The organism is Actinocrinis puniceicyclus (assembly GCF_018283645.1).
Lineage (GTDB): Bacteria > Actinomycetota > Actinomycetes > Streptomycetales > Catenulisporaceae > Actinocrinis > Actinocrinis puniceicyclus.
The window spans coordinates 58,551-74,319 of the sequence record NZ_JAGSXH010000011.1; the positions used below are offsets into that span (position 1 = coordinate 58,551).

Sequence of the window (15,769 nt, forward strand, 5' to 3'; positions counted from 1 at the left end):
GGCCGCGGTCAGTGCGCGCCGTTGAGCTTGGGGTCGCGCGGCGGCGCGGCGGTCTCGCGCTCGTCCTTCGGCGTCTGCGGCTCTTGCTGCTCGGCGCGGCCGGCGTCCAGCTTGCGCAGTTGCTTGGCCATGGAGCGGCCGAGGAACCAGGTGGCCAGGCCGATGATCACCACGATGATGAAGCCGAGCAGGCCGGGCCCCACCCACGGGGTGTTGTCGTTGACGGGCGCGGCCAGCGGGTGGACGGCGCCCGCAGCGGCGGCGGAGAACTCGATGGTCATGAAATGCCTCCCGGGCTGCTCTCGTCGTCGAGCAGGTTGAGCAGATATGTGCCGTACCCGCTCTTGAGCAGCGGCTCAGCCAGTTCGCGCAGCCGTGCCGAGTCCACGAACCCGGCGCGCCAGGCGGCCTCCTCGACGCAGCCTATTTTAAGACCCTGACGCTCCTCGATCACCCGCACGTACTCGGCGGCCTGCACCATCGACGTGAACGTGCCGGTGTCCAGCCACGCGGTACCGCGGTCGAGCACCGAGACGACGAGCTCGCCCGCCTCCAGGTAGGCCGCGTTCACCCCGGTGATCTCCAGCTCGCCCCGGGCGCTGGGCTTGAGCGCCTTGGCGATCTCCACCACGCGGTTGTCGTAGAAGTACAGGCCGGGCACCGCGTAACGGGACTTGGGCCGGGCCGGCTTCTCCTCGATCGAGATCGCGCGGCCCTGCTCGTCGAACTCGACGACGCCGTACGCGCTCGGGTCGGCGACCGGGTAGGCGAAGACCAGGCCGCCTTTGAGGCCGGTGAGGGTGCGCAACTGCCTGCCGAGACCCGCGCCGTGGAAGATGTTGTCGCCCAGCACCAGAGCGACCGAATCGTCGCCGATGAACTGCTCGCCGAGGATGAACGCCTGCGCCAGGCCTTCCGGCCGCGGCTGCACCGCGTAGTCGAGCCGCAGCCCGAACTGCGAGCCGTCATCGAGCAGGCGCTGGAACGCGGGCTGGTCCTCCGGCGTGGTGATGATCAGGATCTCGTCGATCCCCGACATCACCAGCGTGGAGAGCGGGTAGTAGATCATCGGCTTGTCGAAGACCGGCATGAGCTGCTTGGAGATGGCCTTGGTGATCGGCCACAGCCGCGAGCCGGTGCCGCCTGCCAGGATGATTCCGCGCATGGATGGACAGCCCTAACTAACGGTCGAGTTGCTGAGCGCGCTCTTACCGTACCCGAGCCCGCGGGGTGATCGGAGGCGGCCCCGCGCGGCGAGCGGCCCGGTGCCGGTCAGTTCGACCCCGGCAGGTCTGCGAGCAGGTTCTTGTCCCAGATCATGACCTCCCAGCCGCCGATGGGAACGACCCGGGCGGGGGGCCCGAACTGCTTGATCGCCTGTTGCGGCCGCGCGTACTGCAGCGCCGAGGGATTGGCGAGGTCGACCACCAGGAAGTTCGCCGAACGCTGCCGCGGGTCGTACCACGTCGACTTCGACTCCCAGTCGTATGCCTGAATCCCCGCCGGACCGGTGTTGACCGGGCTCACCTGAATCGCGCCGCCCGAGCCGACCGTGATGCTGTGCGAGGTCCAGTAGCCTCCGATGCCGCTGGTGTAGCCGTGCTGCTTCAGCCAGGCTTCGACGCGATGGGCGTAGGGCGGCTGGCTCGGTCCGGTCGCGTGGTATGCCAGCACCGCCGCGAACACGGTCGCGAACGCCCCGAGCAGCGCGACGTGCTTGCGGTGCGTCATCCGCCCCGCGAGTACCCGCGCGGCCACGACGGCGGCCAATGGGAGCACTGCGGCGATCTCCCGGGCCCAGCCGCGGTACTGCGTGCTGAACACCAGGGCCGCGAGGTTGAGCAGGATGCCGACGGTGAGCAGCTCGGCGATCCGGTCGCGCCCGGTGCCACCGCCCTCATCCCCGCCGCTCCCGACGCCACCGGTCCCATCGCCACCGGCGTCTTCCCGTCCGCCGTCTCGCAGCCGGCGCACCGTCTTGATCAGCGCGGCCACCACCAGGCCCGCTCCGAACAGGTGCAGCAGCGCGAACACCGTCTCGCCCGGCACGCCCGCGCCGCCGGAGGACGGCCCGGCCACGGAAAGGCCGAAGAAGTTCGCGCCGAACAACTCCAGGAAGGCGCTGACGGACTGCCAGACGGCGTTCGGCATGTCCGCCGCGGCGTTGAAGGCCATGTCCGGCCGGTGCATCGTGAAACCGCCGAGCCTGGCGATCACGCGCGGGACCTCGATGGCCACCCCGGCGGCGAGCACCGCGACGGCGAGCAGCGAGGCTTCGTAGCGGCGCCGGCCCTTGCCCTGCCACAGGCGCGTCGCGCAGATCACGGCCAGCGCGCCGCCGCCGAGGAAGATCGCGGTGGTGTCGCTGCTTCCGGCCCACACCAGCAGCAGGAACAGCAGCACCGGAGTGAACCGCCGCCGCGGCAGCCGTTCCAGCGCGAGGAAGAAGACCAGCAGTGGCACCGCGGTACCGAAGTGATCTGGCGAGTCCAGCTCGATCACCACGCCGGTGCCCCGGGCCGGTGCGGCCAGCATCACCACCAGCACGATCAGGACCCGGACGGCGGCCTCGGCGCCCCGCGCCCGGCCGCGGGCCAGCCAGCAGGCGAGCAGCACCGCGAGCGTGTACGTCAGCGCGGCGGCGATGTGGACCACGTCACCGTTCAGGCCGTGTACCGCTTCCACGAGCATGTACTCGGGCAGCTCCGTGAAGTAGAAGCTGACGTCCGAGACGCTCCAGTGGCTCAGCAGCAGGTTGCCGTGCAGCATGTCCCAGGCCTGGAGCGCGTTGCCGGCGCCGTCGCCGTTCAGCGGCGCGGTCCTGGCCTGGTGCAGGTAGAGCGTGAACAGCACGATGGCCGCGAGCGGCGTTCCGGTCAGCGCGAGCGCGTGCGAACGCGCCCAGCGCCCTACGGCGGCGAACCCGGCTCCGGGCGACCGCGAGGAGACGCCGGCGGCGGGCCGCGCCACCGCCGGCGTCTCCTCGTCGGCTCCGCTCAGGAGCTCGGGCATTAGATGGTGCCGGCCTCGACCGCGTTCGCGATCCACGGGATGACCTCGTCGAGCATCGCGTCCAGCGAGGTGGTCGCCTCGAAGCCGAGGACGCGCTTGGCCTTGTCGGTCGAGGGCACGCGGCGCTGCACGTCGTACTCGAACGGGTCGTCGCTGACCACGTTCAGCGGCACGTCCGCGCCCTTGATCTTGCGCCAGATGGCCTCGGCCAGTTGGAGCACCGTGGTGCCCTCGGCCGTGGACAGGTTGAAGTCCTCGTTCACCGCGTCGGGGTGCTCCATCGCGGTGACGATGCCGGCGGCCAGGTCGCCACCGTAGGTGTAGTGCCGGACCTGCTCGCCGTTGCCCAGGATGTGCAGCGGGTCCTGGCCCTTGAGCACCTTCTGCACCAGGTCGGGCACCACGTGGCTCATGGCAAGCTTCACGTTGCCGGACAGGATCTCCTCGTCGCCCAGGGCGCGCGACTCGCCGATGCCGACGCAGTTGAACGGCCGCACGATCGTGTACGGCAGCTTGTACTGGTCCCAGGCGGCGCGGGCGAAGTACTCCACGGCCAGCTTCTGGAAGCCGTAGGAGGACAGCGGCGGCGGCACCTGGCGCTCCTGGCCCTCGTAGGAGGGCCACGAGTCGGTGGATTCGAACACCATCGAGGAGGACAGGTAGGTGACCTTCTTCAGCCGTCCGGCCTTGTGCGCGGCGATCGCGGCGTCACAGGAGGCTGCGATGATCCGCTCGTTGGTGGCCAGCAGGTCGTAGGCGTAGGTGTGGAAGTACGAGATCCCGCCGATCATCGCGGCCCCGGCGATGAAGTGGTCGCAGTCCTCCAGCAGCGAGGTCATCAGCGCCACGTCCTGGCAGTCGCCCTCGACGAGCCGGTAGTTCGGGTGCTCGTCGTACGACTTCTTCACCTTGCCGTACTTGGAGAAGTTGTCCACACCGACCACGGCGTAGCCGCGACGCAGCAGTTCCTCGGCGACGTAGCCGCCGATGAACCCTGCCGAACCGCTGATCAGTACCTTTTGCATGAGTTCTCAGTCTTCCTCGGTTTGCCTGGATTGCATGCGGATCTGGCGGGCCTGGAACTGATCGACGGTCATCCTCGGCCCGAAGGCGAAGCGATACCACTTGAAGTACTTCGGTATCCACTGGGCGACCTTGAAGTTGGACACCCCGGCCTGCCGGTCCAGCCAGATCGTCGGGATCTCGGCCACCGGCAGCCGCAGCCGCCGGGCCTTCGCGGTCAGTTCGATGCCGATCTCGAAACCGGCCCGGCTCTCGATGCCGACCTGCCGGACGAAGGACGTCGAGTACGCCTTGAAGGAGTTCGTGGCGTCACGCGTGCCCATGCGGGCGAACACCCGCAGCGAGCGGCCCGCCAGTTTGGACAGCGTGCCTTTGAGGTACGGGCCGCCGACCTGCTGGCCGCCGGCCATGTACCGCGAGGCCGCGGCCACCGCGACGCCGCGCTCCACCAACCGGGTCAGGTCGTCGATCTGCCGGGCGTCGTCGCAGCCGTCCGCCATGGTCACCACGGCCACCGGGGCGGCGGCGCTGTCGATGCCGAAGCGGATGGCGTTGGCCGGTCCGCGCCCGTAGGTGTTGACCGCCAGGCGTATACGCGGCTGCTCTCGGGAATACTCCTGCACCACGGGCACCGTCTCGTCCTCGGGGAAGTCCACGACGACGATCACTTCGCAGGGCAGCGTCACCGCCTCGAAAAGCCGGTCGAGGACGGGGACGATGTGCGCGCCCTCGTTGTAGGCGGGGATCACGATCGATACGCGGGGTCCGGGCACTTCTTCGGTCCTTCGCGCGACGGCGGAGAGGCTCCGCTCGTCGCGGTGAGCGGAGGCCGGCGAGTCCAGGCTCACACCCGCACACCCTGACCGCGGACGTTCCAGATGTCGGCGACCGGCTTGTCCGTCACCAGGTCGCGGTACGCGGGGTGCGGGGCGGCGATGATCAACAGGTCGGATTGCTCCAGCACCTTCTCGAGCGGGAGCAGCGTCGGGTCCACCTTGACGTACGGGTCGGTGCACAGCACCTCGCCCGCCTTGAACTTGAGTATCCGGCGCAGCTTGTAGGAGAGGCTGGAGCGGATGTCGTCCGATTCGGCCTTGAAGCCCATGCCGAGGACGCCGACGGTCAGCTCGGCCAGGTCGTACTGCTCCTCCAGCTTGTGCACCAGGTAGAGCGGCATGCCCTCGTTGATGGTCATCGCGGTGTGGCCGAGGGCGAAGTTGTTGTTGTTGAAGGCCGCCAGCTGCATGGTGTCCTTGAACAGGCAGGGGCCGGCGGCGAAGCCCGCGCCCGGCATGTCCGCGGCCCGCGGATAGTCGAAGGCCAGGCCCTTGCGGATGCGGTCGAAGTCGAGGCCGCGGTCGTTGGCCATCATGTAGAACTGATTGGCCGTGGCGAACTTGATGTAGCGCCAGACGTTGGTGAACAGCTTGGCCAGCTCCGCCTCCTCCGGGGAGAGCTCGACCACGGTCTCGGTCAGCAGCCCGAACAGCTCCTTGGCCCGGGCCAGGCCGTGCCCGGTGCGGCTGGAGACGATCTGCGGGAGGCTGAACAGCTCGGTCATCGCCTTGCCCTCGGCGATGCGCTCGGGGCAGAAGGCCACCGGCATGTCCACGCCGAGCCGGGCGATCATCTTCTCCACCAGGGCGGTGACGCCCGGGTAGACGGTGCTGCGCAGCACCAGCAGCTGGCCGTCGCGGAAGTGCTCGGAGCAGATTCCGAGCGCGCGCGGTATGGCGGTCTGGTCCGGATTCAGGTGCTCGTCGACGGGGGTGCCGATGACCACGATCACGTTGGCCGCGGTTCCCACGATCGACGCGTCGGTCGAGGCGGTCAGCCGTCCTTCGGCCACGACCCGCTGGAGCACCTCGGCGGCCCCGGGCTCGTCGAACGGCAGCTGCGCGCCGTTGACCAGCTCGACCGCCTGCGCGCTGGTGTCGTAGATCCCGACCTTCGCCCCGCGGTCCGCGAAGGCGATGGCGAGCGGCAGTCCCACGTGGCCGCAGCCGCCGACCACAACGACATCCCGCGGGAATTCGACCGCGTCTGTCATCGATGCCCTCATTCCTCGAACAAATAGGACGGCGACCGCCGATAGGGGGTCCACCTGCTGTGATCACAGGACGGAGCAGGGAACCTGACCTGCGCGAAGACAAACCTTACAGGCCGCGTTCACCTCGCCTGAAGGAACCCTTCATACCTTGGACGCAAAGCAACCCTAATCGGTTACAGCTACGCGTGCACCGCACGGTAGTCGGCCCCGCGCGGCAGGTAGGACAGGTCGGTACGACCGGTCAGACCGTCGCGCAGGCCACGCAGGATAGCGCGCACATGAGTGCGGCGTTCCGGCTCGAAAACCGCGGTCGCGGCCAGCCAACGCGCCATGAACAGCGCGTTGATGAGCGCGAAGCCGGGTAGAGCGCGGCCGTGCTCGCGGGTAAGCACCATACCGTTTCGTGCCACCCAGTAGTGCCGCCAAGCCGCGTAATGCAGTACCCGGACCGGGATGAACAGCAGCCTGTGGTCGCGTCCGTCGCCGATCGAATGCGGCAGGACCGATTTCTTGTCCCGCACGATGCGCACTCCGGCACGGCGCAGCCGCAGGCAGAAGTCGATGTCGACGCAGTCCACGAAGAAGTCCTCGCGGAACCCGCGGACCGTCTCGAAGCACGAGCGGCGCACCAGCATTCCGGAGGTGATGACGCTGTAGCGGTCCGAGAGGTCGCCGTGCAGCACCGACAGGGTCTCGTATTGTCCGCCTTTCTCCGCGTCGACCGGCGCGGGGCCGACCACGCCGATGCCCGGGTCCCGCAGGTGCCGGGCCAGGCCGGGCACCAGTTCGGGCGGCAGGACCGAGTCCTGGTCGAGGAAGAGCACCGCGCCCGCCTCGGCCGGCACCTCGCGCAGACCGAGGTTGAGCGCGGCGGCCAGGCCGAGATTGCGCCCTGATCGCAGCACCCTAATGTTCGGGTGGTCGAGCTTCTCGGCGGCGGACGCGCTCTCGGCCGGGGTGTTGTCGGCCACGATCACCAGCGCGCAACTGGCCAGCGCGGACTCGACGACCTGGGCGAGGCGCTCGTCCGGGTGGTACGCGGTGACGATCGCCGCGATGGGGCCGATCGGTTCAGCGGGCGGCACGATAGGTGGCTCCCTCGGGCAGGTAACGGAGGCTGACGCGACGCAGCAGGCCGTCCCGCGCGCCGCGCAGCAGCGCGGCGAGATGGCTCACGCGCCCGTCCTCGAAGGCCGCGGTCCGCCAGGTCCAGGAGCCCAGGAAGAGCACGGCTTTGACGGACCAGAGCGGTTCGCGGCGCAGGTTCTCGCGCAGCAGGGTGGCCGCGCCGCGGGCGATCCAGTAGAGCCGCCAGGCGGGGTAGTGCACGACCTGGACGCGCAGCGGGCCGAGCCGGTGCGGGCGGCGGTCGCCGAGCGAGTGCGGCAGCTTCAGCCGCTGGTCCTGCACGATGCGCAGTCCGGCCCGGCGCAGCCGCAGGCAGAAGTCGATGTCCACGAAGTCGACGAAGAAGTCCTCGCGGAACGGGCCCACCCGGTCCAGTGCGCCGCGGCGGATGAGCATCCCGGAGGTGATCACGTCGGTGCGGTCGGCGACCTCGGCGCGCAGCGCGGCGAGGTTGTCGTAGGAGGAGTCGTGCGCGGCGTCCCACGGCGTCGGCGCGGCGATGCCGACGGTCGGGTCGTCCAGGTGGCCGGCCAGCGCGGTCACCATTTCGCCGGGCAGCACTGAGTCCTGGTCGAGCAGCAGCACGGCCTGCGCGTCGTCCGGGAGCTCGCGCACACCGAGGTTGAGCGCGGCGGCCAGGCCGACGTTCTCGCCGGATCGCAGGACCTTGACTCTACCCTCGGCCGCGCCGAGACCGGGCAGCTTGTCCGCGACGGTCGGATCGGTGCCCGGAGTGTTGTCCACGACGACGACCGCCGAACAGGTCTCCAGCGCCGCCTCGACGACGGCGGTCAACCGGTCGTCGGGGTGGTACGCGGTCGCGACGGCGGCGATGCGCATGCCCGGGCCGTGAGACGTCACGGGGCCGAACCCCGGATGCGCAGGCCGGGCGGGTTGGCGCCCTCGGGCAGGTAGCGCGCGGCGGCGCGGTTCATCACCCCGTCACGGACCCCGCGGGCGAGCGCGGGCAGGTGATGGCGGCGGTCCGGTTCGAACAGCGTCGTGGAGAGGAACTTGCGGCCGAGGAACACCGCCATCGGCAGAAAGCCGAGCGGGTGCTCGCGCACGTTGTCCATCGCGAAGCGCATGCCGTTGCGGGCGATCCAGTAGTGCCGCCAAGCCGGGTAGTGGATCACTCGCACCCGCAGCGGCCCGAGCTTGTGCTCGCGCCGGTCGCCCATCGAGTGCGGGAGCTTGATCCGGTAGTCCTGCACGATGCGCGCGCCGGTGCGCCGCACGTCGACGCAGAACGCGATGTCCACGAAGTCGTTGAAGAGGTCCTCGCGAAACGGGATGCGGTCGATCAGGTCGCGGCGCACCAGCATGCCCGAGGTGATCACGGCCTCGCGGTCGACCGTCGTCTCGTGCAGCCCGGCGCCGACGTTGTAGAACTTCTCGTGCTTGGCGTCCCAGGGCGTCGGCGCCGCGATGCCCACGGCCGGGTCGTCGCGCAGGTGCGCGGCGAGGCCGGGGACGAGCCCTTCGGGAAGCACCGAATCCTGGTCGAGCAGCAGCACCGCCTGCGCGCCCGCATCGGGCAGGTGCTTGACCGCGACGTTCAGCGCGCCGCCGAGGCCGAGGTTGCTGCCGATGGCGATGACCTCGATCCGGGGATCGTCCAGCTTCGAGGCCAGCGTGGGCGCGCCCGCCGGGGTGTTGTCCGCGACGATGACGCGGGTGCAGTCGGCGAGCGCGGACTCCACGACCGCGACCAGCCGCTCGTCCGGATGGTAGGCGGTGAGGATCGCCGTGACGGCCGGGCTCAGCGCCTGCCGGTCCTGCGCGGCGGTCGGCTCTTCGGGGGCGGACACCAGGCGGCACTCCTGAGTTCGAAGAGGGGTTCTCGCGTCGGCCGAGCGTATCGCTTCGGCCGGAGGGGCGCTAATCGTCACAGGCCGCTAATCACCGCAGGTCACGGGCCGGTTGGGCAACTCCCGGGCAGTGCGCGGGCAGGGGATAGGATGCGACGCATGAAAATCCTGGTTACCGGCGGAGCCGGTTTCATCGGCTCGGAGTACGTGCGCGGTCTGCTCGCGGGGGAACTCGACGACGGTACCGATCGCCGTGTAGCCAACGAGCGCGGCGCATCCCATGAGCACAGCGTGACGGTGTACGACAAGCTGACGTATTCCGGCAATCTGGCGAACCTCGCGCCGGTGGCCGAGGACCCGCGGTACAGCTTCGTCAAGGGCGACATCGTCAACACGGAACTGCTGGACCACGTTCTGCCGGGCCATGACGCGATCGTGCACTTCGCCGCGGAGACCCACGTGGACCGCTCGATCACCGACCCGACCAGCTTCGTCAGGACCAACGTGCTCGGTACCCAGCTGCTGCTGGACGCCGCGCGCCGCCACAAGGTCGAGCGGTTCCTGCACGTCTCGACGGACGAGGTCTACGGCTCGATCGCCGAGGGCTCGTGGACCGAGGACTGGCCGCTCGCGCCCAACTCGTCCTACTCCGCCGCCAAGGCCGGCTCCGACCTGCTGGCGCTCGCGGCCGCCCGCACACACGGCCAGGACGTCGTGGTGACCCGCTGCTCGAACAACTACGGCCAGTATCAGTTCCCGGAGAAGGTCGTCCCGCTGTTCGTCACCAACCTGCTGGACGGCGGCCGGGTGCCGCTCTACGGCGACGGCGGCAACGTGCGCGACTGGCTGCACGTTTCCGACCATGTGCGCGGCATCCACCTGGCCCTGACCAAGGGCCGCGGCGGACAGGTCTACAACATCGGCGGCGGCACCGAGCTGACGAACAAGGAACTGACCCAGCGCCTGCTGGACGCCTGCGGCGCGGACTGGGGCAGCGTGGACAACGTGCCCGACCGTAAGGGCCACGACCGGCGCTATTCCCTGGACATCACCAAGATCAGCACCGAGCTGGGTTACACGCCCCGGGTCACATTCGACGAGGGCCTGGCCCGCACCGTGCAGTGGTACCGCGACAACCGCGCGTGGTGGGAGCCGCTCAAGGCGAAGGCGGCGCTGTAGTGGCGCGCTGGCTGGTCACCGGCGCGGCCGGGATGCTCGGCCGCGAGCTCGGAGCGCTGCTGATCGGACCGGAGCACCCGCTGGGCGAGCCGGAGCGCGGCGCGGCGCCCGCCGACCGCGCGCACGAGGTCATCGCGCTGGGCCGGGAGCAGCTGGACATCACCGACCCGGACGCGCTCAAAAGCGCCGTCGAGGGCGTGGACATCGTCCTCAACGCGGCCGCGTGGACCGACGTGGACGGCGCGGAGGCCCGCGAGGCGGACGCGACCGCGATCAACGGGACCGCGGTGCAGAACCTGGCTTCGGCGTGCGCGGACGCGGGTGCGATCCTGGTGCACGTCTCGACCGACTACGTCTTCCCGGGCGGCGCGGTCGCGCCGATCCCCGAGGACGCGCCGAGCGACCCTGTCAACGCGTACGGGCGCAGCAAGCTGGTCGGCGAGCGCGCCGTCTTCCAGACGCTGCCGGGCACCGGTTACGTGGTGCGCACCGCGTGGCTGTACGGCGAGCACGGCAAGAATTTCGTCTCCACCATCCTGAACGCGGCCGGGCAGCGCGAGTTCCTCGATGTCGTGGACGACCAGCGCGGCCAGCCGACCTGGGCGCGCGCGCTGGCCAGGCAGCTGATCGCGCTTGGCGGCGCGGCCCTGGCCGGGAGTGCGCCCGCGGGCGCCTATCACGGCACCTGTTCCGGTGAGACCACCTGGTACGGGCTGGCCCGCGCGGCCTTCGAACTGACCGGCCTGGACCCGGACCGGGTGCGCCCGACCACCAGCGACAAGTTCCCGCGTCCGGCGCCGCGTCCGGCCTACAGCGTGCTCGGGCACGAACGGTGGGCCGCCGCGGGGCTGGCCCCGCTGCCGCACTGGCGCGAGACGCTGGCCGCGTTCCTCGCCGACTCGGGGCGGGGCACGACGGGCCCGGGTGCCGAGAGCCTTTGACGAACGCCGCAGAACCGGACAGGTAGGCAGGGGTCTTCGATGCCGAGCATCGACATCATGATGCCGTATTACGGCGATGTGGCGATGATGCAGGCCGCGGTGCGCAGCGTCCTGACGCAAAGCGACCCGGACTGGCATCTGACCGTGGTCGACGACGGCGAGGCCGCCGGGGTCCCGCAGTGGTTCGCCGCGCTCGGCGATCCGCGGGTCGACTACCAGCGCAACCCGGTGAACCTGGGCGTGACCGGCAATTTCCGCAAGTGCGTGGACCTGGCCAAGCGGGACCGGATGGTCATGATGGGCAGCGACGACCTGATGCTGCCGGATTACGTGGCGACGGTGCGGGAGCTGGAGGCGCTGGCGCCCGGTGCCGGGATCGTGCAGCCCGGGGTGGAGGTCATCGACGAGGCCGGCCGGGTGGTCGGCGGCGGGCTGGTCGACGCGGCCAAGCGGCGCATCTACAAGCCGAAGGGACCGGGGCCGCACCGGATGCGCGGGCAGGAGTTGGCCGCGAACCTGCTGCGCGGCAACTGGCTCTACTTCCCGTCGATCTGCTGGCGCACCGAGGCCGTCGCGGCGGTCGGCTTCCGCGAGGACCTGGAGGTCATCCAGGATCTCGACATGATCATCAAGCTGGTCGAACGCGGTGAGGAACTGATCGCCGCGGACCACGTCTGCTTCCAGTACCGCCGGCATCTGTCCAGCGAATCGGCCAAGCAGGCGATCGACGGGCGGCGATTCGCCGAGGCGCGCGCCTTCTTCCTGGAGACCGCGGCCCATCTCGACGACATCGGCTGGAGCGAGGCGGCCGCGATCTCCCGCCGGCACCGCTCGGCCCGGCTGCACGCGCTGAGCCTCGTGCCGGCGGCGATCAAGCAGCGCCGCGCCGACTCCGCGCGCCAACTGCTGCGTTACGCCGCCTACCCGAGCAAGCGGCTCTCCACCTGAGATCTGGGGAGCTTGCGCGGCCGGATCGTGTCGGCACGCAGCCGAAAAGGCCAGACTGTGTCACAGCGCCAAGCCACGGCCACGGCCACGGCCACGGCCAGACTGTGCCAGTGTCAGCGCCTGACCAAGGCCAGGAATAGCGTCAGGAAGGCCCGGCCGAGATAAAGCATGGCCTTGAGTGGGGACTGGCTCGGTGTGCCCGACTGCCGCCGCCGCATCGCCACCGGGATCTGGTTGACCCGGTAGCCGAGGCGCAGCGTGCGCACCAGCGTCTCGACCGTGTCGCCCAGGTACTCGACCGGGTACCACTCCGCGAAAAGGCTGATCAGCTCGCGGTTGCAGGCCCGGAAGCCCGAGGTGGTGTCGGTCAGACGGGTGTGCGCCAGCTTCGAGAGCACCCAGGAGAGCATGGTCATCGCCCACCTGCGCGGGCCCCGCACCTGGTAGTCGCCCTCGCCGGCAAAGCGCGCGCCGATGACCAGAGCGGATTGCGACAGCGCGTCGATGAGCTTGGGGACGTAGCCGGGGTCGTGCTGGCCGTCCGCGTCGACCTGGATCGCCACGTCGTAGTCGTTGTCTCGGGCGTACTTGTACCCGAGACGCATCGCCCCGCCCACCCCGAGGTTGTACGGCAGCTTCAGCGCCACGGCCCCGGCCTGGTGTGCCACCGCCGCGGTCCCGTCCGTCGAACCGTCGTCGACCACCAGCACGTCCACGAACGGCAGCGCATCCTCGATCTCGGCGATCACGCCGCCGATCGACTCGGCCTCGTTCCAGGCCGGCATGATGATCAGCACTCGCCGGGTCGAGGTCCCCGGCTGCTCGGCGGGCGCCGCCGCGGGCCGCGCGGCCGGGTCGCTCGCCGCCGGCCCGTCGCTCGCCGCCGCGTGCGTGCCGGTGCCGGGCTCCCCGACGCTCAGTGTCTCGGTCACGACGCCGAACGCTCCTCGGTCCGCTCGCTCTGTTCGTCCATGCGCAGCCTCAGCAGCGCGACCTCCTCGGCCAGCACCCGGGTCTCGTCCTCCAGGCGGCTGGCCTCCCAGCTCAGGTGCAGGCACACCAGCAGCAGGAACATCACACCGAAGAACAACACCAGGCTCACGCCGTTGGCGACGCCCACCGCGATGGCCACCCGGTTCAGCGCCCGGGGATAGAGCCCCAGACCGAGCACGATGACGCCGACGAAGATCCACAGCACCGCGTACTTCTCACGCAACCTGCGCCGGCGGACCAGTTCGAAGATGAAGCCGAGGAACAGCAGGGCCGTCGCCCCGGTCAGGATCGTCAGATTCATCGCTCCTCCTTCCTGCTTGCCGGATTCTGTCACGGTGGCCGCCGGGTATCGAGCGGGGCCGTGGGTAATGGCGAGGATCGCCCCCCGGGCGGTTTCGGGTACCCGCGCGCACTTCGGCCACCCGCCGGCATGGCAGGCTCGACGCGCAACCTTGACGCCGCCTGGATGAACCGCGGCCCTCGGACGCCTAGACTGTCGCAGCCGACCAAAGGGGGTAGGCGTCTGATTCCGACACGAGGTGCCACTGACATGGGATCACTGGTGCAGGGCCGCTGGGCTCGCTCGCTTCCGGGGCTGTTACCCAGACAGCGCACCGTGACCGAGGGAGCGCAGGCGACCGGGCGCTGGTCCGGGCGCGACCCCCGCGCGCTCGGCGCCGCGCTGGTAGGCGCGTGGGCACTGCCCGTGATCACGCACCTTCTGCGCGCCGACGCCCTGCTGATCGTGGTCATCGTGTACGTCACCGGCGGACTGATCCGCACGGGCAGCACCGTTCTCGACCGGCTCATGATCACCCTCGGCCTGCTGATCGGCACCGCGATCGCCGCCGGGGTGCTCTTCTCGTTCTGGCCCTTCGGGCTCGAACCGGTCGCGGTCGGCGGCACCGCGCTGACCGTGCTGCTGGCGATCGCGGCGGTCTCGCGGCGCCGCCCGCGCTGGCCGCGCCGGGTGCTCGGCAGTGACGTGCCGCTGCTGGCCGCTATGGGCATCGCCTCCGCCGTGGCATACGGACCCCTGTGGAACGCGAGCGCAGGCCACCGCCTCGCGTTCGCGGCGCTGACGGGCGACCGGGTACGGCACTTCAGCCTTTTCGACTCGATCCACCGACTCGGCGGCTACACATACCTGATGCAGGGCAAGGCGCGCAACGTCGTCGACCCCGGGATGCTGGCGGTTTACCCGCCGGGGCAGCACTTCACCTACGCGTTGCTGGACATCTTCGTCACCTCCCGCACCGACCCGGGCAGCCCGACCGCGGAACTGATGCGGTACGAGGTCTACACCTGCCTGGGCTATGGCTTCTTTGTGCTGTGCGTCGCCTGGGGCGCCCGGTGGGTGGCCGGGCCGGCGCTGGCCGGGTGGCGGCGCACGTTCTTGGTCGCGGCGATCGCGTCGTTCCTGTCCACCGGGGTGATGACGACCTCGGTCTGGTGCGGCTGGGACCCGCAGATCTTCGGCATGGGCCTGCTGGCGCTCATCACCGCGTGTGCGCTGCGGCCGCCGTCCAGCGGTCGGCTGCACATCGTCCTCATGGCGGCGTTGACGATCGCGATCTTCCTGACCTATGAGCTGTTCGCGCCGTTCGCCGCGCTGATCATCGTGGTGTCGGCGGTGATGTACCGCAGGCGCTGGCTGCCGCACTGGAGACTTGCGGTAGGTGCGGCGATCGTGACTATCCCGGTATCGCTGTCCGAGTTGCTCTCGGCGAAGCAGGGCGGGCTGTCCTCCTCGCAGGCCGCACTCGCGCTCGGTTTCACCGTCCCGATGACGAAACAGAGCCTCGCGATCATCGCCGCGCTCTCGATCGTCGGCTTCGCGGCGCGCGCCGCGCGGCGGCGGCCGACCGCGGTGGCCGCGCTGGCGAGCAGCGTGACGTGCGGTGCGGCCGTGGTCGCGTTCTGGGCGTATCAGCATGCGACGATCCACACCACCTCGTACTACTTCGAGAAGGCGGTGCAGGCCTGGGTGATCGTCGCGCTGGTCGGCGTCGGCACCGCGGGACACCTGCTGCGCCGCCCGAAGCTGCCGAGCCGGGGAGTGATCGGCGCGGCGCTCGGCTGCGTCGCGATCGTGGCCGGGTTCGTCGCCACCGACAGCTTCACCTACGGTCCGATCAAGTTCAGCTACGCGAAGATGAAGCCGGGGCCGCACACGGTCTGGGCACGGGTCTGGGGCAGCGGGCACTTCATCTTTCCGTCGAACCGCGACGCGATGAGCACGCTGCTGGCGCGCGGCCTGCTCGGCGACGGGGTGCCGACGCTTACGGTGTGGCAGGACCACACCCTGGAGAACATCAACCTCTCGCTCATCATGGCAGCGCTGAACCACGACGACGGGCTGATCTCACCGCAGATCTACCAGCTGGACGCGGCGCCGCACCTCGGCGTGACCGCGGACGCCGGCTGGGGCGCCCAGCAGGACGACAGCGTGACCACGTTGGAGGGGCTGCTCGCGAAGTCGGCGACGCCGCTGCGCGTGATCGTCGGTAACGCGACACTGGCCGGCAAGCTGGAGCAGTGGAAGGCGCAGCATCCGGGCGGTGGCCTCAAGGACGTGCTGCTGATCCCGAATCTGGGGAACGACTGACGGCGGCCCCGACACGAAGCGGGCCGCGCCGTCCGGTCTGACAACCGAGCGGCGCGGCCCGCGACGGGCGGCAGGG

At 70.0% G+C, this 15,769-nt stretch carries 15 protein-coding genes; 4 read left to right on the plus strand and 11 right to left on the minus strand.

The window, feature by feature from the left end; genetic code table 11:
* Nucleotides 1-8: 8 nt before the first annotated feature.
* The 9 genes from KGA66_RS05325 to KGA66_RS05365 form a co-directional block, all read right to left on the minus strand.
* Nucleotides 9-281: a hypothetical protein gene (locus KGA66_RS05325; RefSeq protein WP_211465139.1), complete on the minus strand. Its 273-nt coding sequence runs from the start codon at nt 279-281 to the stop codon at nt 9-11.
* Nucleotides 278-1,165, minus strand: a complete 888-nt coding sequence (gene rfbA, locus KGA66_RS05330) for a glucose-1-phosphate thymidylyltransferase RfbA (RefSeq protein WP_211465141.1) — start codon at nt 1,163-1,165, stop codon at nt 278-280. Before rfbA ends, KGA66_RS05325 begins: the two co-directional genes overlap by 4 nt.
* Nucleotides 1,166-1,272: 107 nt before the next feature.
* A complete protein-coding gene (locus KGA66_RS05335; RefSeq protein WP_211465143.1) occupies nt 1,273-3,012 on the minus strand; it encodes a hypothetical protein in 1,740 nt (579 codons plus the stop codon).
* Nucleotides 3,012-4,037, minus strand: a complete 1,026-nt coding sequence (locus KGA66_RS05340; RefSeq protein ID WP_211465145.1) for an NAD-dependent epimerase/dehydratase family protein — start codon at nt 4,035-4,037, stop codon at nt 3,012-3,014. The genes KGA66_RS05335 and KGA66_RS05340 overlap by 1 nt, the downstream gene beginning before the upstream one ends.
* A gap of 6 nt (nt 4,038-4,043) precedes the next feature.
* Nucleotides 4,044-4,808 carry a glycosyltransferase family 2 protein gene (locus KGA66_RS05345; RefSeq protein ID WP_211465147.1) on the minus strand — a complete coding sequence of 255 codons (765 nt, stop codon included), beginning with the start codon at nt 4,806-4,808 and terminating at the stop codon, nt 4,044-4,046.
* 71 nt (nt 4,809-4,879) lie between these two features.
* On the minus strand, nt 4,880-6,085 hold the full coding sequence (locus KGA66_RS05350) for a nucleotide sugar dehydrogenase (protein WP_211465149.1): 1,206 nt from the start codon (nt 6,083-6,085) through the stop codon (nt 4,880-4,882).
* Between the two features lie 179 nt (nt 6,086-6,264).
* Nucleotides 6,265-7,170: a glycosyltransferase gene (locus KGA66_RS05355; RefSeq protein WP_211465151.1), complete on the minus strand. Its 906-nt coding sequence runs from the start codon at nt 7,168-7,170 to the stop codon at nt 6,265-6,267.
* A complete protein-coding gene (locus KGA66_RS05360) occupies nt 7,157-8,074 on the minus strand; it encodes a glycosyltransferase (RefSeq protein ID WP_211465153.1) in 918 nt (305 codons plus the stop codon). The genes KGA66_RS05355 and KGA66_RS05360 overlap by 14 nt, the downstream gene beginning before the upstream one ends.
* Entirely contained in the window at nt 8,071-9,024 is a 954-nt protein-coding gene (locus tag KGA66_RS05365; RefSeq protein ID WP_211465155.1) for a glycosyltransferase, read from the minus strand. The genes KGA66_RS05360 and KGA66_RS05365 overlap by 4 nt, the downstream gene beginning before the upstream one ends.
* Before the next feature lie 159 nt (nt 9,025-9,183).
* Between KGA66_RS05365 and rfbB the strand changes: the two genes are divergently transcribed.
* From rfbB to KGA66_RS05380, 3 genes are read left to right on the plus strand one after another with little or no spacing between them, the layout of a single operon-like run.
* Complete coding sequence (gene rfbB, locus KGA66_RS05370) at nt 9,184-10,203, plus strand: dTDP-glucose 4,6-dehydratase (protein WP_211465157.1); 1,020 nt, start codon at nt 9,184-9,186, stop codon at nt 10,201-10,203.
* Complete coding sequence (gene rfbD, locus KGA66_RS05375) at nt 10,203-11,144, plus strand: dTDP-4-dehydrorhamnose reductase (RefSeq protein WP_312886763.1); 942 nt, start codon at nt 10,203-10,205, stop codon at nt 11,142-11,144. Before rfbB ends, rfbD begins: the two co-directional genes overlap by 1 nt.
* Nucleotides 11,145-11,183: 39 nt before the next feature.
* Complete coding sequence (locus tag KGA66_RS05380) at nt 11,184-12,092, plus strand: glycosyltransferase family 2 protein (protein WP_211465159.1); 909 nt, start codon at nt 11,184-11,186, stop codon at nt 12,090-12,092.
* 113 nt (nt 12,093-12,205) lie between these two features.
* On the opposite strand, the gene KGA66_RS05385 is transcribed toward KGA66_RS05380, so the two are convergent.
* The gene (locus tag KGA66_RS05385) at nt 12,206-12,877 is read right to left on the minus strand and encodes a glycosyltransferase family 2 protein (protein WP_211465190.1); all 672 of its coding nucleotides are present in this window, start codon (nt 12,875-12,877) and stop codon (nt 12,206-12,208) included.
* Nucleotides 12,878-13,020: 143 nt separating this feature from the next.
* Nucleotides 13,021-13,386 (minus strand): DUF2304 domain-containing protein, encoded by a 366-nt coding sequence (locus KGA66_RS05390; RefSeq protein WP_211465161.1) that lies wholly within the window; start codon nt 13,384-13,386, stop codon nt 13,021-13,023.
* A gap of 249 nt (nt 13,387-13,635) precedes the next feature.
* On the opposite strand from KGA66_RS05390, the gene KGA66_RS05395 reads away from it, so the two are divergent.
* Nucleotides 13,636-15,693 carry a hypothetical protein gene (locus KGA66_RS05395; RefSeq protein ID WP_211465162.1) on the plus strand — a complete coding sequence of 686 codons (2,058 nt, stop codon included), beginning with the start codon at nt 13,636-13,638 and terminating at the stop codon, nt 15,691-15,693.
* The last annotated feature ends 76 nt before the right edge of the window (nt 15,694-15,769 follow it).

Coding starts and splice junctions, on each gene's coding strand:
- KGA66_RS05325 (WP_211465139.1), bottom strand. CDS start 281: ATGACCATCGAGTTCTCCGCCGCCGCTGCGGGCGCCGTCCACCCGCTG.
- rfbA (WP_211465141.1), bottom strand. CDS start 1,165: ATGCGCGGAATCATCCTGGCAGGCGGCACCGGCTCGCGGCTGTGGCCG.
- KGA66_RS05335 (WP_211465143.1), bottom strand. CDS start 3,012: ATGCCCGAGCTCCTGAGCGGAGCCGACGAGGAGACGCCGGCGGTGGCG.
- KGA66_RS05340 (WP_211465145.1), bottom strand. CDS start 4,037: ATGCAAAAGGTACTGATCAGCGGTTCGGCAGGGTTCATCGGCGGCTAC.
- KGA66_RS05350 (WP_211465149.1), bottom strand. CDS start 6,085: ATGACAGACGCGGTCGAATTCCCGCGGGATGTCGTTGTGGTCGGCGGC.
- rfbB (WP_211465157.1), top strand. CDS start 9,184: ATGAAAATCCTGGTTACCGGCGGAGCCGGTTTCATCGGCTCGGAGTAC.
- KGA66_RS05380 (WP_211465159.1), top strand. CDS start 11,184: ATGCCGAGCATCGACATCATGATGCCGTATTACGGCGATGTGGCGATG.
- KGA66_RS05385 (WP_211465190.1), bottom strand. CDS start 12,877: ATGCCGGCCTGGAACGAGGCCGAGTCGATCGGCGGCGTGATCGCCGAG.
- KGA66_RS05390 (WP_211465161.1), bottom strand. CDS start 13,386: ATGAATCTGACGATCCTGACCGGGGCGACGGCCCTGCTGTTCCTCGGC.
- KGA66_RS05395 (WP_211465162.1), top strand. CDS start 13,636: ATGGGATCACTGGTGCAGGGCCGCTGGGCTCGCTCGCTTCCGGGGCTG.